A 25,260-nucleotide genomic window follows, 5' to 3' on the forward strand; every position below is an offset into this window, starting at 1 on the left:
TAATAAAGAAAACAAAGAGGTCAGCCGAAACTGACCTCTTTTTATTTTGATTTCGCAGAAGCTTTTATTTTTTTCTTAACCGTTTTTTTCTTCGGCTTTTCTTGTTCTATAAATGGGTTGTGTGCCAATGCATTCTCTAAAACTTGATCCATATTTTCTACAAAAATGATATTAATATTTAAGCTTGTTTTAACTTCTTTAGCTAATTCCAAAACATCATCTTCATTTTCTTTTGGTACTAATACTGTTTTTATGCCATGTTGTGGTGCTGCCAGTAATTTTTCTTTTAAACCACCAATAGCCAAAACACGTCCACGTAAGGTGATTTCACCAGTCATAGCCACGTCAGAGCGAGTTTGGTTTTTAGTTAAAGCTGAAACTAAAGCTACGCACATGGTAATACCAGCAGAAGGGCCATCTTTAGGCGTTGCGCCTTCTGGAATATGAATATGAATATCCTTATTTGCGTGAAAATTACTTTTAATATTAAGTGCCGTTGCACGCGATCGAATATAACTCAATGCAGCATGTGCTGATTCTTGCATTACTTCGCCGAGTTGACCGGTTAACGTAACCGAACCTTTGCCCGGTAAAATTGATGATTCAATTTCTAAAATCTCACCGCCATATTCCGTCCATGCAAGCCCAGTTGCTAATCCAATTCGCTCAGGTGATTGATCGAGCGATGTTTTTTTAAATTTAGCGTAACCTAACCATTCTTTAATGCGTTCTTCATTAATAGCAATATTCTTAATTTGCTTATCTTTTAGCAATATTTGAATAACTTTACGCATTAACTTATTGATTACTCGTTCTAATTGTCGTACCCCAGCTTCACGGGTATATTGCGAGATAATAAGCTCAATAAGTGAATCTTCCATATGGAAATGTTCTTCAGTCAGCTCATGTTCTTTAAGATTTTTTGGAATAAGAAATTTTCGTGCAATTTCTATTTTTTCTAAATCAGTGTATCCAGGAAGCGTAATTATTTCCATACGATCAAAAAGTGGGTATGGAATACCGTCAATAGTATTGGCCGTTGTCACAAACATTACTTTAGATAAATCGTATTCAACTTCTAAGAAATGATCTACAAAAGATTTGTTTTGTTCAGGATCAAGCACTTCAAGTAATGCTGCAGCAGGATCACCATGAATATCACGTGTCATTTTATCGATCTCATCAAGCAAAATAACTGGATTCTGCGTTTTTGCTTTACGCATTGCTTGAATAATTTTTCCTGGTAATGCACCAATATAAGTACGACGATGTCCTCTGATTTCTGCTTCATCACGGATACCACCAAGAGAAATTCGTACAAATTCTCTTCCTAAACTTTTTCCAATAGATTCTGCTAATGATGTTTTACCAACACCAGGAGGCCCTGATAGGCAAATTATAGGAGAACGTTCTAATGATTTAGAGTATTTTTTTGCCGCTAAGAACTCAATAATTCGTTCTTTAGCCTTTGAAAGGCCGGCATGTTGTTGATTTAAAATTTTTTCTGCTTGTACCAAGCTAATACGGTCTTTGCTTTGTTTTTTCCAAGGCAATGAAGTTACCCAATCTACATAATTTCGTGAAATAACTGCTTCTGCAGAAAGTGGCGGCATTTGTTCGAGCCGTTTAAATTCTTTTTCTACTTTCTCTTGCGCTTCTTCTGAAAGACCAAGATTTTTAGTTTTGCTGCGCAAATCACCAATTTCGACCTGATGGTCTTCTCTGCCAAGTTCCTTTTGAATCGCTTTCATTTGCTCAGTCAAATAATATTCACGGTGATTTTTTTCAACTTGATTTTGAACACGTCCCTTAATACGTTGTTCAGTTTCAAGAATTTCAATCTCTTGCGTTAAGAATTTGATTAATTTACTTAAACGGTTTTTTAAATCAAGCGTTTCTAGTATTTCTTGTCGTTCATAAAAGGAAAGATTAAGGTGAACGGCGAGTGTATCGGCAATAGTATCCATATCTTCTATAGATTTAACAGCCGCCATTAAATCATTTGGTACTTTTTCGTTAAGTCTTGTGTAAGACTCATATAAACTTTTTAAATGACGCCAAAACGCTTGTAATTCAACTGAATTTTCTAGATTTTCAGTTGGCAAATCAACACAATATGCATTGATATATTCGCTTTCTTGCTCTGCTTTTAGCATTTTTGCGCGGCAAATACCTTCAGCCAAAATTTTTAAGCCGCCATTGGGTAAACGCATTATTTGAAGAATCAGTGATTTAGTACCATATTCAAATACATCGTTTTGAGTAGGATTTTCTATTTCGGCATCTTTTTGAGTGGTAATAAAAATTATTTTGTCTTCTTTGAGTGCTTGTTCTACTGCCTTGATTGAATGAGTTCTGCCAACAATAATAGGGTGTATGCTTTTTGGTAAAATAATAACATTGCGTAGTGGTAGCAAAGGTAAAAGTATACCCTGTTGCGTATTTTCGGGAGCAAGTATTTTTCTATTTGTTGCATCTATTGACATAGTAATTTATCCTAACCTTGTTTAGCTACATTAATTTTCATTGCGAATCGTTTATTTATAAATATAGATTAAATAATTTCAATTTGCAACAGCGATTGGGCTGTGAGATTGTTTTTAGAGTAAATTGAGGTGTCTGAGCCCCAATACTATAGTAAAATGTAGCAAATATTAGGAAATTAGTAAATGAGATTGATAGGTATAAAGTTGGCTTTTAGGTCAAAAATACCTAAAAAAAGAAATTTGCAATAATTACGGTTTATACGGATTAAAAATTTCAGGGAGGTGATGTTTAAATTTTTTTACAAATGATTAATCTTTGGCTATAATGTATAATAAAATGAAAAGTTGTATTGTTTTAATTTAATTACCTTTGTTCGAGAGGGAACAACCTATGTTTAAACGTATTGCGGCTACATTGTGGGGAAACTTTGAAAGCTGGGAAGAAATCCAGAAATTTAGTTTTCTAGGAATAATTTTTGGCCTCATTATAGGTACCTACTGGGCCTTGCGTCCTATCAAAGATAGCATTTTTGGTGCTATAGTCGGGATTGAGCATCAACCCTATGCAAAGATGCTTTCACTCGTGTTTATTGTGCCTCTTGTTATAGCATATAGTAAATTAATTGATAAATTCCCTCGTCAAAAGGTATTTTATATTTTAACCGCTATTTATGGTACTGCAGCATTAGTTTTTGCTTGGTATTTTATGGATCCGTCATATGGACTAGCAAATAAACTTGAAGATCCAAGCCGTATTATTGGCTGGTTATGGTATATATACGTAGAAAGCTTTGGTTCATTAATTGTTGCGCTGTTTTGGGCATTTTCTACCGATATTACTTCTGAAGATGCGGCAAAACGTGGTTTTCCACTTATCGCATTATTTGGACAAACCGGTAATATCGTTGGGCCATTATTTTTAAATGCAAAACGCTGGGGCTTTGATCATAGCGGGCCAATTGTAGCAATTGTTGCGATAATGACCTTTAGCATGGCTGTATTAATGTGGCTTTTCATAAAAGTTACCCCAAAAGATCAATTTGAAAGCTATCAAGCTAAAGATGAAAAAGCGGTAGAAAAAACTGAAGAGCCAGGATTTTTAGAAGGGCTCAAATTATTATTTACTCAGCCATACTTGCTCGGAATATTTTTAATTATCACTATTTATGAAGTCATAATCACCGTATTTGATTTCCAATTTAAATTTATGGCTAAACAAGCCTACCCATTAGAAGCTGATAATGCAGCATATTTAACGCAATATGCCGTAGCAACAGGTATTGTAGCAACACTTTGTGTATTGCTTGGTATTAATAATATTCAACGTCATATGGGAATGACTGCTTCATTAATTATGATGCCAATTTTAGTAATACTTGGTGTTATAGGTTTAAAAATGTATCCTGCACTTGCAGTTGTATTCTGGATCATGGTAATTGCAAAAGCAGTAAATTACGCATTAAATCAACCAACATTAAAACAGCTTTATATCCCAACTACTAAAGAAACCAAGTATAAATCACAAGCATGGATTGAAATGTTTGGATCTCGCGGTTCAAAAGCTGGCGGTTCATATATCAACAGTTTCTTTAAAACTTTCAAAGAAAGCTATGGTGTAGCTGCTGGACTTGGTATGTTCTTGACGATGAGCTCAGGAATTTCGTTAGGTTTAATAGCGATATGGCTTTTTGTAGTTGTATTTGTTTCTAAAAAATATAACAAAGCAGTTGCAGAAAAACGCGTGGTTTGTTAAATGAGACAACGATTTAATGCAAAAAAATGTAGTCAAATAAGTAAAAATGGCCTTCCATCTCAGATGGAAGGCCATTTTTTTAGGTTTCAACAGAATGGTCAGATTTTAGCAAGGGGCTTTTGAATGAATGGTAAGTTAAAAAAGACAGTATCAACGTTTATTTCTGCCGATAAATTTGAGCGATTGAAAGTAATGCTGTTATCGCTTACTTTTCTTTTTGTTATAGGGGCTTACACCGTTATTTACGATCTTAAAAGTTCTATTTTTATGAGTGTAGTAGGGAGAGAATATGTTCCTTATGCTAAAATGCTTTCAATGATTATCCTTATTCCTGCAGTATTATTTTATGCCTTCTTAGTAGATAGATTAAGGCGCTATCAGCTAATCTATTTTTATAGTATAACATATGGTATTTTTGGTCTCATTTGCGTTTATTTGATAGGGCATCCTACTATTGGTATTGTTAATACTGATTCCAGTCCTTACCGCCTATTTGGTTGGGCATTTTATTTTTTTGTTGAAGGATTTTCACCTTTTGTGGTAAGTGTTTTTTGGGCATTTGCCAATTCAATTAGCAGCCCAGAAGGAGCTAAAGAAAATTATAGTATTTTAGTGGCCGGCTCTAAAATGGGTGGTATGTTTAGTGCCGGATTAGCATGGTTTCTACTTTCTATAAAAGATATAAATGGTATTCGTATATTATCTGATGCTGTAAATCATCAGATTTTATTGCTATTTTTTTCTTGTTTAGTTTTATTTATACCTTTTGTAGTTTATTATCTCATGCGTCGAGTTCCAGGAAAATATTTGCATGGTTATGAGGCGGTATATCAGTTTGAAAAAGAAAAAAAGGAAAAACAGGAAGAAGAAGAGGATAAAGAAGAAAAGATTACACGTCCCGGATTGTTATCTGGATTGCGCATGATATTAGAGCGGCCATACATTTTAGGTATTTTTGGTATGATTTTATTTTATGAAATACTTAATACCATTTTAAGCTATCAACGGTTAAGCGTTGCGCAAACATATGCAAATACCATTTCAGATGTAACTATGATGCTTTATCAACAAATGTTTGCAATGCATTTTATTGGATTTTTTATTTCATTATTTGGTACACGAACTTTACTTAAAAGATTCGGAGAACCAATTTGTTTACTGTTAATTCCATTAGCTAATGGGCTTTTGTTGTTTTATTTCTGGGCCACCTATACACCATTATCACTAATGATGGTATTCGTTGCTTTGAAATCGGTTAATTATGCTTTTGCACAACCAGTGCGGGAAAGCTTATATATTCCAACAATAAAAGATGTGAAGTTTAAATCTAAATCTTGGATTGATGCATTTGGTGCAAAAATGGCCCGTGGCAGTGGCTCATTGGTTAACGTTTTAGCAGATAAGCTTGGACCAATGTTTTATTTTCAGTTGCATGGCGCCGTATTTTTATTGGTTATAGCTTTCTGGTTTGTAACTGCTTATTTACTCGGTAATCGTTATACGCGTGCAGTAAAACATAATGAAGTAATAGGGTAATAATATAAAGTTATTAGATGGAGATGCTGCTTGAAAAATAGAGCTTTTTTGCTATACTTAACTGATAAATGACAATTATTAATAACTTGCTTTCTTAATCGGGTGGTTATTGTTTACCAGCGTAATCAAGCCAAGAAAGCAATTGATAAAACCTGGAAGGAATTTCTATGATTGATTTCAAAAAACTAGTTGAAGCTGGTGTGCATTTCGGGCACAAAAAGTCCCGTTGGAACCCTAAAATGGAACCATATATTTGGGGATTTAAAAATAATATACATTTAATCGATGTTTCAAAAACAGCGCGTCAGCTTGAAAAAGCAGCTAAATTTTTAGAATCGGTAGCGGCAGAAAGAAAAAAAATCTTGTGGATTGGCACTAAAAAAGCGGCACAAGAAGTTGTTGTTCAAACGGCACAAGAACTCGGTTATCCATGTGTAACACACCGTTGGATTGGTGGTACGTTAACCAATTTTTCTCAAGTAAAAAAATCAATTACTAAATTATTACATTTAGAAGATGTAATAAAAAAATCTGAACAATCACATTATACCAAAAAAGAGATTGTTTCATTGCAAAAAATGGTTGATCGTTTACAAAAGAATGTTGGTAATATTCGTAATATTTCATGGCCAATTGGTGCCATTGTTATCGTTGATGTAAAAAAAGAACAAACGGCATTGCGCGAAGCGGCTGTTATGGGAATACCAGTTGTTGCATTAGTTGATACTAACAGTGATCCGGCCGATGTTGATTATGTGATTCCTGCAAATGATGATGCACCAAAATCTATTCGATTAATTATCGATTATCTTGCAGAAGCAGTAAAAGCAGGTCAGCAAAAAGCTACTGAGAAACCAACGCAAGAACGCCAAGAAACAGAAGAAGAAGAGGCCGCTAGATTGCTTGAAGAATCTGAAGAAGATGAAGTAGTTTCAGCAAAAGATAAAGATGAAAAGCGTTCGGTTAAAAAAATGAAAACTAAAGAGCCGATTAAGCCGAAAAAGCTTAGTCCGCGACCCCGTCCATCTAAAGAAGAAGAATAATTGAATTAAATAATTCAAGTGTGGAGAGGTGTCTGAGTGGTTGAAGGAGCACGATTGGAAATCGTGTATGTTCCGAAAGGGGCATCGAGGGTTCGAATCCCTCTCTCTCCACCAGTTTTAGCTGACACACCTATTGGGAAATTAAAGCTGTCCGCCGAAGTGTAAGCGAAGGAGGACTATGTTTTATGTTTATTTAATTCGTTCAATTTTCATTTGCTATATTTTATAAGATTGTTATTATAAAAATAATTTGAAAATAAATTTGGGAAGTTTATAAAAACTTTTTCACTTAATCTGTCAGGTGCGAGAGCAAGCAGCAGGAGTGCAGGAAGTTTTGTATAAGCTTCCCTTTTTTTTAATAATATTTGTACAGATTTATATCTCAAAAGCATTTCTCATGCTATACTTATTTAAAAATTACGGCAAACTATAGGTTTTTTTAAAAGATAACATGAATATCAATCTGGCACGTAAATGGCGATCGCGTACTTTTGATGAACTCATTGGTCAAGAATTATCAGTACGTATGCTCAAAAATAGTTTATATTTGGATCATTATTTTCCCGTGTACCTCTTTTCTGGTCAACGCGGTTGTGGTAAAACATCAGCAGCACGTATTTTTGCGGCTGCGGTAAATTGCTCAATGCTTCAAGCCTTTCAACAAGATCCAAAAAAAAATATAATTCCTTGTTTGGCATGTGAATCATGCATGGCGATGATGCGTGGTAAGCATCCTGATTTCATTGAAATTGATGCTGCCTCACATACTGGAGTAGATAATGTTCGTAATATTATCGATGCTGCTGCATTAATGCCAGTGCTTGGAAGTAAAAAAATTTATTTAATTGATGAAGCGCATATGTTAAGCAAAGCAGCGTTCAATGCATTTTTAAAAATTTTAGAAGAACCACCTGCTTCAGTATTTTTTATTTTAGCAACAACTGATCCGCATAAAATTATAGATACCGTAACCTCGCGATGCTTTCAGTTATTCTTTAAGCCAGTTTTGCCTACTATGCTTGTTAAACATCTTGCAACAATTTGTCAAAAAGAAAAAATTGAATTTGAGCTCGAAGGATTAAAAATTATCGCAAATCAGACTGATGGTTCAGTGCGTGATGCATTAAATTTACTTGAGCAAGTGCGGTTTTCTCAAACACATATTTCACCAGATGCGGTATTTAAAGTATTAGGTTTTTTAGATACTGATCGTTTATTTGCATTATTAGATACTGTACTTAATAAAGAACCTGCTGATGTTTTACATTATTTACAAGAGATTTCTTTTGAATTATATACCTCTACCTCATTGTGGGATTCTTGTGTTCTTTTTTTCAGAGATTCTATTTATTTAAAACATGGCATTGTGAATGAAAAAATTGAACATGCTAATCAAATATCTTCAATAATCCTATCACATAGGCCAGAAGCCTTGAGTTCATATTTACAGATGTTTTATGATCATGAAAATGCATTTTCAAAAACACGTTTTGGGCATCAAATATTGGAACATGTGTTATTAAAGATATGTAATATAAAAATGCCAAAACAAAATAGTGGCATACAAAAAAAAACAAGTAATAATGGAATAGCGATGGAAAAAAAAACTGAAATCGTTATCAAACAATCTCAACAAAATAGATCATGGCAAAATTTTTTAATGGAAATACAAACCCTTGAAGATCCATTAATATATTCGATTTTTAAACAAGCGCAATTTAGTGCTTTTGATCAAGAAGCAAATATTGTGCAACTTTCTTATCCGAAAAATTTTGTCTTTTTTGATGAAATTCTCCAAAATACTACTAATACCTGGTTATCGAAGCTACAAAAAGTTTTTGGTGAGCAAATACAGCTTAAAGCAACTTTTACAGAGGCTGCACAATCAAAAACTTCCTTAGCGATTCCTCTCCAAGCAAAAGAAAATAAGGTGCCGCAATTTAATGATTTGCCACAAGAAAAAGCTAAACAAAAAGAGTCATTAAATAAAGTGACTTTTCAAAATAAAAAATCTTTTATCGTAAAAAAAAATAATCAAGAAAAAAAAATAGACATTTCAGATAAAAACCTTTGGAAAAAAACGCATCTTGTTTTATCCGCTTTTCCTGGTTTAATTACTGAAGTTCCAGAGGATACTCATGCGTAAGCTTCCAAAAGTTATTATAGTCGGCAGAACTAATGTAGGAAAATCTACATTATTCAATCGTTTGTCAGAAAATGTAAAAAGCCTAACCCTGGACTACGAAGGGGTCACTCGAGACTTTATGAGTGATGTAGTGTGTTGGCAAGATGTTTGTTTTAATTTAATTGATAGTGGCGGTATTAGTTTAAAAAAGAGTGAAGATTTTTTTACTGAGCATGTCAGACAAATTGCGCTTAATTTATTGGATAAAGCAGACTTAATTTTATTTGTTTGTGATGGAACGGTAGGGATTACGGCGCAAGATCAAGAATTGGCAAAATTTTTACATAAACTTGATAAGCCAGTATTTTTAGTGGTTAATAAAATTGATGTACATCGTGCACAAGAACAGCAATATGAATTTCAGAAATTAGGGTTTAAAGAGCTATTTCCTATTTCTGCACAACATAGTATTGGTATTGGGGAACTTTTAGAAACAATAGTGCAAAAACTACCTAAAAAGATGCCAATAGAAAAAGAAGAAGAGCTCAAAGCATCGGTTGTTTTGCTTGGAAAACCAAATGTTGGTAAATCATCATTAATGAATATTTTATTAGAGCAAGAAAGAGTACTTGTTACTGAACAAGCCGGCACTACACGTGAAGCAATTACTGAGCCAATTCGATTTTATCAAGAAACCATTATGCTTACTGATACGCCCGGTATTCGTAGAAAAAGATCTGTAGAAGAGCCGTTAGAAAAACTAATGGTGCGTACTGCATTTCGTGCTATTGACCGTGCGCATATCGTATTACTTTTAATTGATGGGTCAGAAGGAATTTTAAGTGATCAAGAACTTAAACTAGCTTTTTATACGCTTGAGCAGGGAAAAGCGTTAATTATGCTTGTAAATAAAGTTGATTTAATAGATGAAGAAACGCAACGATTATTAGATGATCAATTTTCTATGTATCCACATTTATTCAAAAAAATTCCACGACTTTATATTTCATGTAAATCAAAAAAAAATATTGGCAAAATTTTACCGCTCATTAATGAGGTTTGGCAGCGTTATAATCAAACACTTGATGAGTCTGAATTATCATTATTATTTAAAGAAGCATTAAAAAGAACGCCATTATATCATAAAAAGGAATTATTAATTCTTTATAGCGTAAGGCAAACTGCAGTACGTCCAACTACTATTTTATTAAAAGTGAATCAGCCACAGTGGTTTGGTGAAAGCCAACTTGCATTTTTTGATAATAAACTACGCGCTAAGTATAACTTAATGGGTGTGCCTGTTAGGTATGAAGTACGAAAAAGAAGACAATAAAATCTGTGGAAATTATTGATTGGTTTTTCCATATTTAAAATTAATTTATTTATCGATATTTCCTATTGTTTATTTTTGCTAGATTTAAAAAATGGAATTTGATTATACTCATAATAAATAAGGAGAGATATTATGGATAAAAAAATAACATTTCGGCAAATGGAGCATTCGGATGTGATGGAAAAATATATTAATGGGCAATTGGCTAAAATTGAACAATTTCTTACACATGAACGTGAACCAATTTTTATAGAATTAGTATTAGAACCAGTTAAAATTCATGCGCATCATCGTGTTGAGCTTCGCGTAAAAACACCCGATTATTATTTAATATCGAATTATGAAGGCCCTGAATTTTATGATGTTATTGATCGCGTAATTGATGTTATGTATCGGCAATTATGCGAAAAAAAACGTGAACTTGTTGATGATAAACGTAGTGGGAATGCAGATTGGTATAAAGGTGCCTAATCTGCTATAAATTCTTTTAATTCATCAATAAAAACGTTACGATCCATCGAATAGAGCTCACTGTTCCATTGTTTTAGAATTTTTTGTGATTCAGGTTCAACTAATAAAATAGTAGGGAAGCCAAATACTTTAAATTGCTGTTTTAAAGTATTAAATGGTTCTTCTTTTTCATTTGACCCATCGATGCTTACTGGTATTGTTTGTTCAATTACTGCAATAACGCTTGGGTCTTTGAATACCGTGTTATTAATTGCTTTACAAATTGAGCAATAATCAGCCCAAAAATCAATCAATAATAATTTATTTTCTTTTAGCGATTGCTCACGAGCGTTTTCATAATCAGTATGCCAATGCAACATAGGTTTTTCAGCAACATAATAAGTTAATTGAGTAGTATAAATAACCAAGCTAGTGGCACTAGATAATAGTATAAATCCCCAAATAATATGAAAAGTTTTTAAAGAGGAAGCACTTTTATAATTTCCAATATAAAGATAATAAAAACCAATTATTATAAGGGTACTGGCACCAACAAATAAAACGGTTGATAAAGGAAGAATATTGCTCAAATAATATAAACTTACGCCAAAAAGCATAAGTCCAAATAATTTTTTGATTTCAACCATCCAAAGGCCAGCTTTGGGTAAAAGCGTGAGTGAGCTCGAAAAAGTACCAACAATAAGTAATGGCATACTTAAGCCAATGCCAAAACAAAATAGTAATAAAAAACCAAGAAAAACATTTCCCAGCGTTGCTACAATACTCAATAATAAAATAAGGCCAGGAGAGACACAGGGGGAAGCAATAGTACCACTTGCAGCACCGAATATAAAAGATGAAATCAGCGATCCACCACTATTGCCAGTATGTGCTGGTTGCATAAATCGTGGAATATACAAATCATAAAAACCAAACATAGAAAGAGCGAGATACATTAAAAAACTAACTAGAATGCCAACTGAAATTGGATGTACTAATAATTTACCATAAATTGGGCCAGTATAACTTGCGACAAGCCCAAAGCAAGCGAATGTTGCCGATAGCCCAAGAGTATATGCTAAAGAAAGTAAAAAATTATAGATTAATGAATTACTTTTTTGTGCATGTAAAACGCTTGCCGTAATGGGAATCATCGGATAAATGCATGGCGTTAAACTTAATAAGATGCCAAGTAAAAAAACTAAAATAAGACGCATAGGCAGTGATTGTGTGTGTTTTACTAGATGTGAAAGAAATTCAGACCAAGACGTAGATTTTTTTATTGTTTGAATGTCAGATTTTTGGACTTTTTTTAATGAAGGTGTGTCGGGGTTATTTACTGAATGAATATTATCTTTTTGAACAATTGATTTAGTATTTTTTTCAGTATAAATGGGCTTAAAAAGTTGAAATAATTTTTGATGCGGATGAGTTTGTTTATTGGTTTGGTAAGTGATATATAAAAAGATGTCTTGTTCGATCTGTTTAATTTGTTTACCGGCGTACAGTAGAATATCAACCATGGTATTAAATACCGCTTTAGTATTTTTTGTACCTTCATCATATTTATTAATGGTTTCTGCGGTGCTATGCCATTCCGAAAGATGTATATGAGGAGAATCAACAGAAAAATTAATTGATTCTTTATAGAGATATTCATCTTTATCTAAATTAAATGTGACTTTAACTTGTGTAGTTTTGCCATCTACTGGCGATGTTTTAATATTAATTTCATGGGCAATACAGCTATTAAGAAACAACATTGCAAACAATAAATAATTAAGCATGAGCTTTAGTCCTTAACCTATTAGAAGATGACATAAGAAAAAATGTACAATTTCATGTAAGTATACGGGAAATTAAATGATACTTTAAGTTTTTTTCTTCATTAATATAGGTTTATTAATTAGTGCATATAGATCGCATGCATGAAGTTGTTATTCAACTTTTACTTTATCATTTTTTAAAAGACCTTTATTTAATTATATTTATCACATATATTAAACTAATCAAAAATTTAACTAACAGGATAAAAATGAACAAATACAATATTCTTTTTTTATATTTTATCAGTGCGATGTGTGGCTTAAATGCAACATTAGATATTGATAGACCAGAAGCACAAGCTAATCGTGAACTTACGTTAAAGGAAAAATTTTTTAGAGAATTAGATGATTTTATGGGGTTAGAAAATTTAGGATTTAAATCAATATCAAAAGAAAATGAACAATTTATTCGAGCGATTATTCATGAGCTTGAAATGGATAATTATTGTATTGAAATTCGGCGAATGAGTAATCATGCTCAACAAATAGTTGGGCGAATGAATGCTTTTGTAACTTATTCATTTAAAAAAGAAGAACATGCATATATGTTTATTAGTGAGGAATGGTTTGAAACATTATCAGAAAATGAAAAACAAGCATTAGTAAGACATGAATTAATGCATTTAAAATATGATCATGTTTCTCGCAAGCAAATTTTGGCAGGATTGGTACTTTGTAGTTATTATTACTTTATTTATAAAGTGTTTTTTGATTATCAATCGTTTCAGATTAATAAAACGTCAAAAATTATGTATAAGAGTAGCCCATTCATATTTTTTACTTCTTTATTATTGTTATGTAAATTTTCAAGATTTTGTGAAAAACAAGCTGATATTCAAGCAGCCAAAACCGTGTCTGATAAACAAGGTTTTATAAATCTTTTTAAAAAATTTAAGGAATGTGAGGACCCAGAATCTAAATTCCGTCTAAAGCGTTTTGTAAAAAATTTATTTAGACCCATTTTGAAATTATTTAATACGCATCCTGAACTTGATGAACGAATAGCTTATATAGAAAATCTTGAGTAATTGAAGGGGAGCTTACGCTCCTCTTTTTAATTAGTAGTCTAATTTTAAAAATTCTGTTAACTCTGTTCTTGCAACGATAAAAAGAAATACAATAGAAAAAACGGTATTCAGATTTTTTCTTTAAAGGGAAATATATCAATGCAGCATAAAAAAATAGAACCTGCATTACAAAAAAAACTAGATAAAATTCTAGCTCAGTATGAACCGGTAAAAGCTATAGCACAAAAAATATTTAAAAAAGAAGGGGTACCATTTATTGTTGGTGGTGCGGTTCGTGATCTTTTTTTAGGTTTATCAATCAAGGATTTAGATATTGAAGTGCATGGGCTTTCATTAGAAGAGCTTGAAAATATTTTAAAAGAATTTGGTTCAGTAAATTTAGTTGGTAAAGTATTTGGCGTTTTGCGATTACATAATCTTGATGCGGATTGGTCGGTGCCGCGTACAGATGAGCCAGGACGAAAACCTAAAGTAACACTTGATCCTACAATGAGTTTTGAAAAAGCCTTTTTGCGTCGTGATTTAACTATGAATGCAATGGGCATTAATATTATTACTTATGAATTAATTGATCCATTTAATGGCTTGCATGATTTAGAAAATGGTATATTGCGCACGCCAGAGCCAACATTATTTTTAGAAGATCCATTACGTTTTTATCGAGTGATGCAATTTATTGGCCGTTTTGAAATGCAACCAGATAAGCAATTAAATGAATTATGTAAATCAATGGATATCAGCACGGTATCTAAAGAACGTATATCAGAAGAATTTAATAAATTATTTTTAAAATCAGACAAGCCATCATTTGGCTTTCGTTGGCTTGATTCAATTGGAAGATTAACGGAAATATTGCCGGAACTTGCAGCCTCAAAAAAAGTGGAGCAAGGTAAAAAATGGCATCCAGAAGGCAATGTATTTGAGCACACAATGCAAGCACTCGATGCGGCAGCGCGATTGGAGTATGAGTCTGATGAGCAAAAATTAATTATTATGTATGCAGCGCTTTGTCATGATTTGGGTAAAGTTACGACCACTGAAGAAAACGACGATGCGATAACAAGCCGAGGCCATGCGCAAGAAGGCGAACGTTTGGCAAAAAAAATGCTTAAACGGATTATGAATAATAAAGAATTAATTAAAACGGTAGCAAAATTAGTACATTATCATATGCAACCGTTGGAATTTGAAAGAGGTAAAGCAAAATTACCTGCTTATAAACGATTAGCAAAGAAATTGGCTCCTGAAGCTAATTTGAGTCTTTTAGTAAAATTAGCAATAGCAGATAGACAAGGTAGAAATCCAAAAGGGCATGAACCATTGGATACCATGCCAGAAGCAATTACTGATTTTATAAAAAAAGCAAAACAAGCAGGTGTTTTTGAACGGGTAGAAGAACCTATTTTGCAAGGTAAAGACTTACTTGATGTAATGGAGCCCGGCCCGCAAATGGGAAAAGTGCTTGATAAAGCTTATCAAATTCAAATCGAAAAAGGTATTATCGATAAACAAGAACTTAAAAAGCGTGCGCTGGATTCAGTGGTTCATTAAGCATTAAGCATTTTAATAACTTTGTGTACTCTTTCATCATTTTTTCTATTTGGGTTCAATGAATCACCAACAAGATATTTGGATTTCCCATTTATTTTTTGTGCTGATAGAGTAAACCAATGTCCCATGCCACCGCCTTTTTCTTTCATGGTACCTAATAAGAAATTTACATTAGCTTGTTGTGATGCTTGCCATTTAGATTTAATTTCTTCAGATAAAAGAGGCAATTGATCAATGTCATCAACAATAACAAAATTGTTATTTAATTCTTCATCTACGTGAATTTTAGTTCTTAAGATTTCGTGGATATCGCTACCAAGTAACCATTGATCACCATGCTTCTCTTCTAAATATTGTTGAATAATTTGATTAAATATGGATGGGGTAATTTTTATTTCAAGTGTATCAAGAATGGGCATGTGAAGCTTAACGCCTTGAGGGTCATTTAAAAACTGTAAATGAGGTTTTCCGTATGTATAAGCGTTTACAAAGCCCTGTAGTATTGTATTATTAATAGTATATTCATTACCATTTTCAATCCATTCCGCTGCATTTTCTCCAATTCCGGCAGCACAATAGTGAAGTATATCCTGATAATAGTCACTAAAATCTTGCTGCTTATTTAAAACTTGATTTAATTTTTCCGTGATCCATTTACGAAGAGCTCGTTTCTTTTTTGATTGAATGACCGTTTGCTTCCAATTTTTTAATATATTTTCAAATTGTTTTGCATCAGTAAAATTATATTTCATTAAACCGAAAATACTTTCCATTGCACTATTTACATTCATTGTTTTGCTAATATAATCAGAAAAAAATGCTAATGCATTAAATAAAGCATGATAACCGCATGTTGCAGCTTCCTTTTGGGGTACTACTTCAATTTGTTTAATTATTAGTTCAGCATTATCTTCTACTTCAGATTTATCAGTCTGCATGCCATTTGTAGATAAATGTGGTTCTTTTTTTCCATTGCTGGGTTGAGAAGTTTTTGTAGATATTTGATCAGGTTTGGTTTCTTTGTGCAGTAATTCAAACAATTTTTTGGACGTTTTCGTACCTTTATCGGGCAGTTTAGGTAATTTATTATACCACCAGCTAAAAAGGCCTAAACCGATTAAACCAGTACCAATTAATAGAGATGAGGCTTTATTTTCAGTACCCCACTTAAAAGTTGTATTTAATAACGATTGAAAATTCCAGGCCTGGATAGTAATTGGCTGGAATGAAATAGCGAATAATAAAAAGAGAGTGCCATATTTTCTAATCATAAAAACCTCCGAAACTATAAAGTACACTATAATTTTTGCATAATCTGGAGAATATGTCAAATAGCAAGTAATATTTGGCTGCTGTAATAAATTTCGCAATGCATACTTGTCTTAATGAAAAAACCTGCGATAGAATGTAGCTAAATAATAAATTGTGTTATACTTGGCTTCCACTTAACGTAAAATAATTAAATTTCAATACGAAGGGACTCGTGATGGGATTATTCCAAGGGAACATGTTTTGGCAGTTGCTAATACAATCTGATACAATGACTAAATTTGTCATCATTGTGTTATTGATCATGTCAATTCTATGTTGGACGGTCTTTTTTTATAAAATTATTTTATTCAGCGTAAAACGACGTCAAATGCAATCAGCGCTTCGTTATTTAAAAAAAGTTCATACATTAGATGATTTGCGTACAATGGCCGCAGCATTTGCACATACATTGCCGGGTTATGTAGTTAATAAAAATTTAAGTTTTCTTAAAGCATTACTTGAAGTAAAAGAAAGTAAAATTCTTTTAAGCGAACATGAATTAGAACTTCTTCAACAACGTGTTGAACAAACAATTGATGATATTGTGCATCGTGAAGAATCATATTTACCCCTTTTATCAAGTACTGCAGCGGCAGCACCATTATTAGGATTATTTGGTACTATTTGGGGTTTAGTACATGCATTTATGAGTATTAGCCAAAGTCAACAAGCTGATATTGTTACTATTGCACCAGGGATTGCGGAAGCTTTAATTACAACGCTCGTTGGGTTAATAGTGGCAATACCAGCATTGCTGATATTTCATTATTTAAATACGCAAGTTAAACATTTGGAGCAACAATTATTAAATCTTGCTGATAAACTTGCATGGTTGGTACAAACGATATTTTTAAGAAGGTAAAAGTATTAAATAAGGATGTGTAATGATGCGTTCAAAAAGATATAAAAGACGTCGTACACTTTCTACGCCGGAAGTGAGTCTTACTCCATTAATAGATACTGCTTTAACGTTGCTTATTATTTTTATGGTTACCGCACCAATGATCAATAATGCGATTAAAGTTGAATTGCCAAAAGGTGCTATTAAAGAAGGTGGTAAGGAGCAACAAGAATTAGTAGTGACGATTGATCAAAAAGGGGAAATCTATTTTAATAACAAACAAGTTTCTTTAGTTGCGCTTGAGCAAACAATTAAAGATTATTTTGTGGCATCTGCAGCATCGACTGAAAAAAGTGTTTGGGTAAGAGTGCATGGTGCAACAACAACGTGCGATACGTTAGTTGATGTTATGAGTAAGATAAAAAATATTGGTGGTGTAAAAGATGTTAAAATTGCCACACAAAAAATGGCTGTCACAAGTGCCTAAACGGGTTCGTTTTTTAGGTAAACTTTGTCTCTTATCAATATCATTACATGGTATATTATTGATTTTTCTAACTATTGGCCTACATAAAAATAATAATCAAACAATGCATATTATTTTAAATAGACGGTCATCAGATGCGCAAATTATTTTATTGCCGCATTTTAAAACTATTCCTCAAGCGGTTAAAATTGCATCGACAGAAAAAAAACCATGTATTGAAAAAAATCATACAAAAATAAATACGGTTAAAAAAGAAGATTGTCAAAAATTGGCTGATAATATGCAAAACAAAAAATCAGCAAATCAGCTTATAACACAACCAATGAAGAAAAAGGTTGCTAAAACGCAGCCGTTAAAAAAAGAACCGATTAAAAAAGTGGTACCCGCTAAAAATAATGTAGCTCAGAATCAAAAAAAAGTAGCAACAAAGCAAATAGCAACACCAGATAAAGAGCCTGTTGCTCAGCCACTAAAGCCTGCGCAATCATTACAAACTACAACTACTGCTGAATCTAATGAGCAAGAAATTATTTATATTGGCAGAGAAGATAAGATAATACTTGAACATCAAATGCATGTGCAACGGCAAATAGAAAATGTTTGGCGGTCACCAGTTGGATTGGCCAAAGATTTAACATGCGAGATTGCCGTAACATTAAACGAGCACGGTGCGGTTGAACAACTGACGATTGAAAAATCATCACAAGTATCCACCTACGATATTACCGCGCGAAGTGCACTTTCTCATATTACATACCCAAAAACAATGTGGGGTAAACGGTTAATAATAACTTTTAAACAGTAGGTCATTATACATGATGAGTTGCAAAAGACTTTTTTTAATCATTGTTATTTTATGCAATTTTCCGTTTTTACTTGCACAAAATAATCATCAAGCATCAATGATAATTTCAGCATCAAAATCAGAAAAGACGCCGCTTTTATTAGGATTAGTTGGTAATAATATACAATTAACTTCATGTGCAGATATTCTGAAAATTATGCTGGAGCAGAAGCATTTTAAAACAATGGGATTTCAAGTTGCGCAAGAAAATTTTTTATCGATACCATCAAAGCGAACAATAAAAAAATATGGCTCATCCCATCCGATCGGTATTTTTTTAGAATATAATAAAAAGAATAATGCATTAGTTTGGCGCTTATATGATACTTTTTATGCGAGCATGATAAAAGGTGGGCAGTTTAATATTCAAGATATGCCAGTGCGCGTACAGGCAGAGCATTTAGCAGATCAATTATGGCCAGCGTTAACTGGTCAGCCAGGATTTTTTTCAACCCGCATTGCCTTTTGCAAAGATATTAAATCCAATAATCAACGTGGCATAAAGCAATTGTGTGTCATTGCGCCATATGCTCAAACAACGAAGTCTGATGATAATGCATTTCTTAATACGCTCATCGAGCGGGGTAAAGTTTTTGCACCACGCTGGAATCAAGATACTCAGAATCCACTTGTTTTATATTCTGAAAGTACCTTATCAAATGTCAGGTTAATGTCAGTTGATTTAAAACAAAAGCGCAAAATTATTTCCAATTTTGACGGGCTTAATATGCTGCCAAGTTTCTCCTCTGATGGTAAGCGCGTTGTATATTGCTTATCAATAAATAGTAAAAGTCAGTTATATTTGTATGAATTAAATGAAGATAAAGAAACCGCTCATTTAAAAAGGTTAACGCATAATGCTGGTAATAATTTATCGCCATTTTTGTGCGCAAATGGTGACATTATTTTTTGCTCAGATTTTGAAGGAAAGGGCCCACAAATTTGCCGGTATCATCATAAAGATAATGTGATTGAGGCAATTACGCGTAATGGTTACTATGCGTGTCCCGTTTTAAATCCAAAAATTGAGGTTATCGCTTATTGCAAAAATGTGAAAGGGTATATGCAGATTTATTTGTATGACACTAAAACGAAAAAACATGAACAAGTAACTTTTGATAATACGCACAAAGAAGAATGTACATGGTCTCCGTGTGGGAATTTATTAGCATACAGCGTTGATACAGGTAAAACGAGTAGAATTGCATTATTTAATACTAATACTCGTGAGCAACAATTTATTACCGCCGCCCATGAGCGTTGCACCTATCCTGCTTGGTCGCCACAATATGAGCGGCCAATTGTATTGGCATCGCGGGATTGAGCGATTATTTTCTTGAAGTAAAATATTTAATTCCAAAGGCTACACCGAGACCAATAAGTCCAATTCCGGAGGCAACAGCTAATTTATTATTGTTTACAAAACTTCGATATCTTTGTATTTTTAGTTTATAATAATAAGTCCACTTTAATAATTTAATTGCTATTTCCTGTTCTTCTGTGGTCAAATCTTCAAATGTGGTCAAAAAATCAAGTGCAGTATAATTATCTGTATATTTAATAATTAATTTTAAGATATTAAGATGGTTACCTTCTATAGCCAACATTAATGGTGTAGAACCAACTGAACTTACCTCAGCACCATTTTTAAGAAGTAACTCTACAATTTCTATACGTCCATTTTTTATGGCAACCATTAATGCATTCCAAGAATCAAGTAGTACATGTTCATTAACATCGACACCATTTTTTATTAAAAATTCTACAACTTCATAATGCCCGTTTCCTGCAGCCAAAATTAATGGGGTCCAGCAACTATTGTGAGTATATTCAGAGTAACAATTTTTCTTCAATAAAGATTCAACAATTTTTTTATTTCCTGCTGCAGCATGAAAATGCAGTGGAGTTTCATTATCTTTGTTAACAGATAAGAAATCTTTATGGCTTAATTGTGATGTAACTTCTTGAAAAACTCTATAAGGTATTTTGGGATCAAATAAAGCTTCTTGTGGAGTATTGTAGGTATGGGATAATATTAGAGGAGTATAATCTCTTATTTCAGTTTTTTTATCCCCAGCTAAGTAATTAATCAGATGTATTTTTTCATATATACACGGTTTAATTTTTTCTGTTAAAGCTTTTTCCATTCCATATAATGAACTGCTTGGCAGACAATTACCTAATCCGAGAAAAATAAATAAGAGATAAAATAATTTTTTCATTGGTCTCACATTGAAATATATAGGTTGGGCAATTTTTATATTTTTAACGAGAATATAATTGTATTATTTTATAATAGCAATGATTTGTCAAAGGCGTATTCTTTGAGATATTATGAGAATCTTCGGTAAAAGATAAAATTGCCCTGTTCTGGTTCTTTAAAAGGAATTTTATAGAGCATTGGGCTTTATAGTTGCTTAAAAGTCGACAATTTTCGTACATTATATTATTATGAAAGGAATTTTTCTTGTACCTTTCTATTATTGAAATTTTATAGTACAATTAGAATAAAAAGTTTCAAGCTATAGGATTTTAACAACTTATATGCTTATTGCAGAGTAATTAACGTTTAATAAAATAGGAATATTATGAGACATCGCATGCGCAATAACAGTTTTGCCAAAGGCCCTAAAGGGGTTTTTATTATAGTATTTTTCTTTCTTGTTTCCATTTTAGCATTAACTAAATTGACCGATTATACCCGTCACGTCAAAACAATGAATTATTCATCTTTTATTGATGCAGTAGAGCGTGGTGATGTGAAATCAGTTCATATTGCCGGGCAAGATGTTTACGGCGCTTTAAAGGATGGCTCTCGGTTTGAAGCAGTTATTGCAGAGGGAGCACAAAATTTTGATACATTGCGTAAGCATGACGTTGAATTTTCAGTGGCACCCAATTCGAGCCCTCTTGGCCCTTGGTATATTTTTCTATTGATGATTTTATTAACGGTGCCACTCGGTATTTGGTACTTTTTCAAACAAAATCGAAATGGTTCAGGCGGCTCCAGTGGTATTTTCTCTATGGGTAAAAGCCGCGCAAAAATGTTTAACCCTTCGATGATTAGTGCTACTTTTGATTCGGTGGCAGGAGTTCATGAGGCAAAAAGTGCCTTGAAAGATGTAGTAGACTTTTTAAAAAACCCAGACAAATATCATCGTCTTGGCGCAAAAGTGCCTCGCGGTATACTTTTAGTAGGAGAACCAGGAAATGGAAAAACACTTTTGGCAAAAGCAATAGCTGGTGAAGCTAATTGTCCATTTTTTAGTATAACTGGTTCTGATTTTATTGAAGTTTTTGTTGGAGTAGGTGCTGCACGCGTACGTGATCTATTTGCACAAGCACGAAAAAATTCACCATGCATTATTTTTATTGATGAAATTGATGCTATTGGCCGTTCTCGTGGAAGTGGTTTTGGTGGTGGACATGATGAGCGTGAACAAACTCTTAATCAATTATTAACTGAAATGGATGGTTTTGAGACCTATCAATCTCCCGTAATTGTGATTGCTGCTACTAATATTCCCGATGTATTAGATAAGGCATTATTGCGACCTGGTAGATTTGATCGTTGGGTGACTGTGCAATATCCAGATCAAGAAGCGCGTGAACAAATTTTAAAGATACACGCTGGTAATGTAAAAATTGATGCTGATGTTGATTTAGAATACTTAGCAAAAGAAACAGCCGGATTTTCAGGTGCAGATCTTGCTAATTTGATGAATGAAGCCGCAATTAATGCTTCTAAAAAAAATCAAAATAGTGTGTCAATGCAGGATCTAACTGAAGCACACAAAAGTATGATGCGTAACCGAGATGCTACTTCATCAGGAAATGCGGGAAATATGTTAGCTAAAGGTTCAAGCAAACCTAAAATGTTTATGCCTACGCAGGTAAAAACTAAATTTGCTGATGTAGCTGGTATTCCTGAAGCTAAAGAGGAATTGCAGGATGTGGTAGATTTTCTTAAAACACCTGAAAAATATCGTAGATTAGGCGCTAGGCTTCCTAAAGGGCTTTTATTGGTTGGTGACCCAGGAAATGGAAAAACATTGCTTGCAAAGGCAGTGGCAGGTGAAGCTAATTGTCCATTTTTTAGCGTCAGTGCTTCTGATTTTGTTGAAATGTATGTTGGTGTTGGTGCTTCTCGAGTACGTGATCTATTTGGTCAAGCGCGTCGTCACATGCCAAGTATTATTTTTATTGATGAAATTGATGCCGTTGGTGGTAAGCGAGTAGCTGGCTTTGATGGTGGCAGTGATGAACGGGCACAAACATTAAATCAATTATTAACTGAAATGGATGGATTCAATTCAGAAGATTCTTCAATAATTATTATGGCTGCTACCAATCGACCTGATATTTTAGATAACGCATTATTGCGGCCAGGTAGATTTGACAAGCGCATTGATGTACCATATCCAGATCTTAAAAGTCGTGAACAAATTTTACAAGTTCATGCAAAAAATATAAAAATTGATCCAGCAGTTGATGTTACCCGCATCGCTCGTGGTACGCCCGGTTTTTCAGGCGCAGATCTTGCTCATTTAGTTAATGAGGCAGCATTAATCGCAACCAAAAAGACTGAGCAAGAAACTGTTACCATGTATGATTTTGAAGATGCGCGTGATAAAATTATGTTGGGTAAAGAATTAAGATCAATTGTATTGTCAGATCAAGAACGAAACATGGTTGCCTATCATGAATCAGGACATGCTTTAGTGAGATTACTGCTTCCTAAAGTTTCAGATCCACTGCACAAGGTTACTATTGTACCACGTGGCAAAGCGCTTGGGGTAACTCATTCATTGCCTGAAAAAGACAAATATCTTTCAACCAAAGAAGAACTATTTACGCTTTTAATGGTTTGTCTTGGAGGGCGTATTGCTGAACAATTATTCTTTAATGTTTTAAGTTCAGGTGCTGCTGATGATTTTCAAAAGGCTACGCATTGGGCACGAAAAATGGTGTGTTCATATGGTATGACTGATGAACTTGGCCCCGTAGTGTATAATCAAGGACGTGGTGAATTTGAATATTCTCAAAAAACTGCAGAACGAATTGATGACGTGGTTCATAAAGTTCTGGCTGATGCGCAAGCTCAAACTGAAGAATTATTACGTTCAAATAAGGATAAATTAGAAAAATTAGCATTGGCTTTATTAGAAAAAGAAACCTTATTTGCGGATGAAATTTATGCTCTGTTAAATATTCAGCCAAGAGAAAGTTTTAAATTGGTTGATAAGGACGAGGATGCTTAAACCGGACATTGATTTACAAAAATCGGTGGAACCTATTATTCGTAAAGCGGGTGATATTTTACTTTCATATTGGCAAAAGCCCATTATAAGATCACAAAAAAAAGACCATGGTTTTGTGACTGAGGCTGATATTGCGAGTGAAGAATACTTAATTGAAGCATTACATCAAGTATTACCTGAAGCATCATTTTTTGCAGAAGAATCGGGTAAAAAGGGCAATACTGCAGATGGTTATTGCTGGGTTATTGATCCACTCGATGGAACGACTAATTTTGCTTTTGGTATACCACATTTTTGTATTTCGATTGCGTTGACCTATTTTAATGAACCTATTTTTGGTATGATCTTTCTACCATTATTTGATGAGTTATTTTATGCTCAAAAAGGAAAAGGATCATTTTTAAATCAAAAAAAGATTGCCATTGCGCAGGATAGGCCGCTTGATAAGACGTTGCTTTTGGTTGGGTTTCCTTATAAAAAAGGAAAGACATTTTTAAGAGTTTTAGAGAATCTTAACCAAATTTCAACGCGGACATACGCATTTCGCCATTTAGGAGCAATTGCAATAGATCAAGCATATATTGCTTGCGGCAGAGCGGATGGTCTTTTTTTTGAAGATTTAGCCTGGTGGGATGTAGCTGCTGGTATTTTGCTTATAAAAGAGGCCGGCGGTGTAGTTTCCACCTATGAGGGTAAAGATATTAGGCCAGAATATCATTCTTATGTGGCTGCAAATGAGGGTTTGTATCAACATTTGTTCTCATTATTGCAAAAATAACAAAGTAATCATTGAAAAAAATCATATTTTTAGTAAAGTAATAATAAGATTGCACTATCAAAAAGGACAACAAACATGTCACGAATTTGTACCATATGTAATAAAAGACCACAAGTTGGCAATTTGGTAAGTCACGCAAAAAACCGTACAAAACGCTGGCTTTACCCAAATGTTCACAAATTTCGCTTTACCTTAGTTGGTCAAGAACCAAAAAAGGTACAACGCGGTGCGGTATGCACTAAATGCGTAAAAGCTGGCAAAATAGAAAAAGTTTTATAATTTAGAGGTTATCTTCAATGGCAAATATAAAATCAGCAAAAAAACAAGCTATTCAAAACGAAAAGCGTCGTCAAATAAACCTCGCTCGCAAAACATCAGTTAAAACTGCAGTAAAAAAAGTTTTAACGGCTATAGAAAAAAATGCTCCAGTAGAACAAGCAAAAGAATTGCTGAAGGATGCTGAAGCAAAATTAGCACGCGCTAAAAATAAAGGTGTTTTACATTTTAATACCGTGCGCAGAAAAATTAGTAATTTAGCACAAAAAATTGCTGAATATACAAAAGAGCAACAAGCTTCAAAGTAAAAATTAAAAAGGGAGTTTTTTTA

20 protein-coding genes, 1 tRNA gene and 1 other RNA gene are annotated in these 25,260 nt (G+C 33.4%); 18 read left to right on the forward strand and 4 right to left on the reverse strand.

What is annotated here, in order from left to right; all coding sequences use genetic code 11:
* Positions 1 to 41 precede the first annotated feature (41 nt).
* Positions 42 to 2,486: an endopeptidase La gene (lon, locus tag WDZ41_04145; GenBank protein MEX0940526.1), complete on the reverse strand. Its 2,445-nt coding sequence runs from the start codon at positions 2,484 to 2,486 to the stop codon at positions 42 to 44.
* Between the two features lie 391 nt (positions 2,487 to 2,877).
* Here lon and WDZ41_04150 point away from each other — a divergent pair, with 391 nt between their 5' ends.
* From WDZ41_04150 to raiA, 8 genes are all read left to right on the forward strand, one after another.
* Complete coding sequence (locus WDZ41_04150; protein MEX0940527.1) at positions 2,878 to 4,239, forward strand: Npt1/Npt2 family nucleotide transporter; 1,362 nt, start codon at positions 2,878 to 2,880, stop codon at positions 4,237 to 4,239.
* A gap of 123 nt (positions 4,240 to 4,362) precedes the next feature.
* Positions 4,363 to 5,775, forward strand: coding sequence for an Npt1/Npt2 family nucleotide transporter (locus tag WDZ41_04155; GenBank protein MEX0940528.1), 1,413 nt, complete (start codon positions 4,363 to 4,365; stop codon positions 5,773 to 5,775).
* 167 nt (positions 5,776 to 5,942) lie between these two features.
* The gene (rpsB, locus tag WDZ41_04160) at positions 5,943 to 6,818 is read left to right on the forward strand and encodes a 30S ribosomal protein S2 (GenBank protein MEX0940529.1); all 876 of its coding nucleotides are present in this window, start codon (positions 5,943 to 5,945) and stop codon (positions 6,816 to 6,818) included.
* A 22-nt stretch (positions 6,819 to 6,840) separates the two neighbouring features.
* Positions 6,841 to 6,932 (forward strand) — tRNA-Ser (locus tag WDZ41_04165).
* Positions 6,933 to 7,079: 147 nt separating this feature from the next.
* Positions 7,080 to 7,173: signal recognition particle sRNA small type (gene ffs / locus WDZ41_04170), an RNA gene on the forward strand.
* Between the two features lie 96 nt (positions 7,174 to 7,269).
* Positions 7,270 to 8,964, forward strand: coding sequence for a DNA polymerase III subunit gamma/tau (gene dnaX, locus WDZ41_04175; protein MEX0940530.1), 1,695 nt, complete (start codon positions 7,270 to 7,272; stop codon positions 8,962 to 8,964).
* The gene (gene der, locus WDZ41_04180; GenBank protein MEX0940531.1) at positions 8,957 to 10,276 is read left to right on the forward strand and encodes a ribosome biogenesis GTPase Der; all 1,320 of its coding nucleotides are present in this window, start codon (positions 8,957 to 8,959) and stop codon (positions 10,274 to 10,276) included. Before dnaX ends, der begins: the two co-directional genes overlap by 8 nt.
* A 132-nt stretch (positions 10,277 to 10,408) precedes the next feature.
* Positions 10,409 to 10,747: a ribosome-associated translation inhibitor RaiA gene (gene raiA, locus WDZ41_04185; protein ID MEX0940532.1), complete on the forward strand. Its 339-nt coding sequence runs from the start codon at positions 10,409 to 10,411 to the stop codon at positions 10,745 to 10,747.
* Here raiA and WDZ41_04190 read toward each other — a convergent pair.
* Positions 10,744 to 12,513, reverse strand: a complete 1,770-nt coding sequence (locus WDZ41_04190; protein ID MEX0940533.1) for a cytochrome c biogenesis protein CcdA — start codon at positions 12,511 to 12,513, stop codon at positions 10,744 to 10,746. The genes raiA and WDZ41_04190 overlap by 4 nt on opposite strands.
* A gap of 248 nt (positions 12,514 to 12,761) precedes the next feature.
* Between WDZ41_04190 and WDZ41_04195 the strand changes: the two genes are divergently transcribed.
* Positions 12,762 to 13,580, forward strand: a complete 819-nt coding sequence (locus WDZ41_04195; GenBank protein ID MEX0940534.1) for a M48 family metallopeptidase — start codon at positions 12,762 to 12,764, stop codon at positions 13,578 to 13,580.
* A gap of 138 nt (positions 13,581 to 13,718) precedes the next feature.
* Positions 13,719 to 15,131 (forward strand): HD domain-containing protein, encoded by a 1,413-nt coding sequence (locus tag WDZ41_04200; GenBank protein MEX0940535.1) that lies wholly within the window; start codon positions 13,719 to 13,721, stop codon positions 15,129 to 15,131.
* Here the strand turns inward: WDZ41_04200 and WDZ41_04205 are convergent.
* Complete coding sequence (locus WDZ41_04205) at positions 15,128 to 16,402, reverse strand: hypothetical protein (GenBank protein ID MEX0940536.1); 1,275 nt, start codon at positions 16,400 to 16,402, stop codon at positions 15,128 to 15,130. The genes WDZ41_04200 and WDZ41_04205 overlap by 4 nt on opposite strands.
* 215 nt (positions 16,403 to 16,617) lie before the next feature.
* Between WDZ41_04205 and WDZ41_04210 the strand changes: the two genes are divergently transcribed.
* The 4 genes from WDZ41_04210 to WDZ41_04225 are packed head-to-tail and all read left to right on the forward strand — an operon-like array spanning position 16,618 to position 19,938.
* A complete protein-coding gene (locus WDZ41_04210; GenBank protein MEX0940537.1) occupies positions 16,618 to 17,304 on the forward strand; it encodes a MotA/TolQ/ExbB proton channel family protein in 687 nt (228 codons plus the stop codon).
* Between the two features lie 22 nt (positions 17,305 to 17,326).
* Positions 17,327 to 17,770 carry a biopolymer transporter ExbD gene (locus tag WDZ41_04215; GenBank protein MEX0940538.1) on the forward strand — a complete coding sequence of 148 codons (444 nt, stop codon included), beginning with the start codon at positions 17,327 to 17,329 and terminating at the stop codon, positions 17,768 to 17,770.
* Positions 17,727 to 18,575, forward strand: a complete 849-nt coding sequence (locus WDZ41_04220; protein ID MEX0940539.1) for a TonB C-terminal domain-containing protein — start codon at positions 17,727 to 17,729, stop codon at positions 18,573 to 18,575. The genes WDZ41_04215 and WDZ41_04220 overlap by 44 nt, the downstream gene beginning before the upstream one ends.
* Before the next feature lie 10 nt (positions 18,576 to 18,585).
* Positions 18,586 to 19,938 (forward strand): hypothetical protein, encoded by a 1,353-nt coding sequence (locus WDZ41_04225; GenBank protein MEX0940540.1) that lies wholly within the window; start codon positions 18,586 to 18,588, stop codon positions 19,936 to 19,938.
* Positions 19,939 to 19,942: 4 nt separating this feature from the next.
* On the opposite strand, the gene WDZ41_04230 is transcribed toward WDZ41_04225, so the two are convergent.
* Complete coding sequence (locus tag WDZ41_04230; GenBank protein ID MEX0940541.1) at positions 19,943 to 20,836, reverse strand: ankyrin repeat domain-containing protein; 894 nt, start codon at positions 20,834 to 20,836, stop codon at positions 19,943 to 19,945.
* Between the two features lie 366 nt (positions 20,837 to 21,202).
* On the opposite strand from WDZ41_04230, the gene ftsH reads away from it, so the two are divergent.
* The 4 genes from ftsH to rpsT all read left to right on the forward strand — a co-directional run bounded on the left by ftsH (position 21,203) and on the right by rpsT (position 25,237).
* Positions 21,203 to 23,875, forward strand: coding sequence for an ATP-dependent zinc metalloprotease FtsH (gene ftsH, locus WDZ41_04235; protein MEX0940542.1), 2,673 nt, complete (start codon positions 21,203 to 21,205; stop codon positions 23,873 to 23,875).
* On the forward strand, positions 23,868 to 24,653 hold the full coding sequence (locus WDZ41_04240) for an inositol monophosphatase family protein (GenBank protein ID MEX0940543.1): 786 nt from the start codon (positions 23,868 to 23,870) through the stop codon (positions 24,651 to 24,653). The genes ftsH and WDZ41_04240 overlap by 8 nt, the downstream gene beginning before the upstream one ends.
* Before the next feature lie 75 nt (positions 24,654 to 24,728).
* Positions 24,729 to 24,932 carry a 50S ribosomal protein L28 gene (gene rpmB, locus WDZ41_04245; protein ID MEX0940544.1) on the forward strand — a complete coding sequence of 68 codons (204 nt, stop codon included), beginning with the start codon at positions 24,729 to 24,731 and terminating at the stop codon, positions 24,930 to 24,932.
* 17 nt (positions 24,933 to 24,949) lie between these two features.
* The gene (gene rpsT, locus WDZ41_04250; GenBank protein MEX0940545.1) at positions 24,950 to 25,237 is read left to right on the forward strand and encodes a 30S ribosomal protein S20; all 288 of its coding nucleotides are present in this window, start codon (positions 24,950 to 24,952) and stop codon (positions 25,235 to 25,237) included.
* The last annotated feature ends 23 nt before the right edge of the window (positions 25,238 to 25,260 follow it).

The sequence above is a fragment of the Candidatus Babeliales bacterium genome (assembly GCA_040879965.1).
In the GTDB taxonomy this organism is placed as follows: Bacteria; Babelota; Babeliae; order Babelales; family JACPOV01; genus JBBDJI01.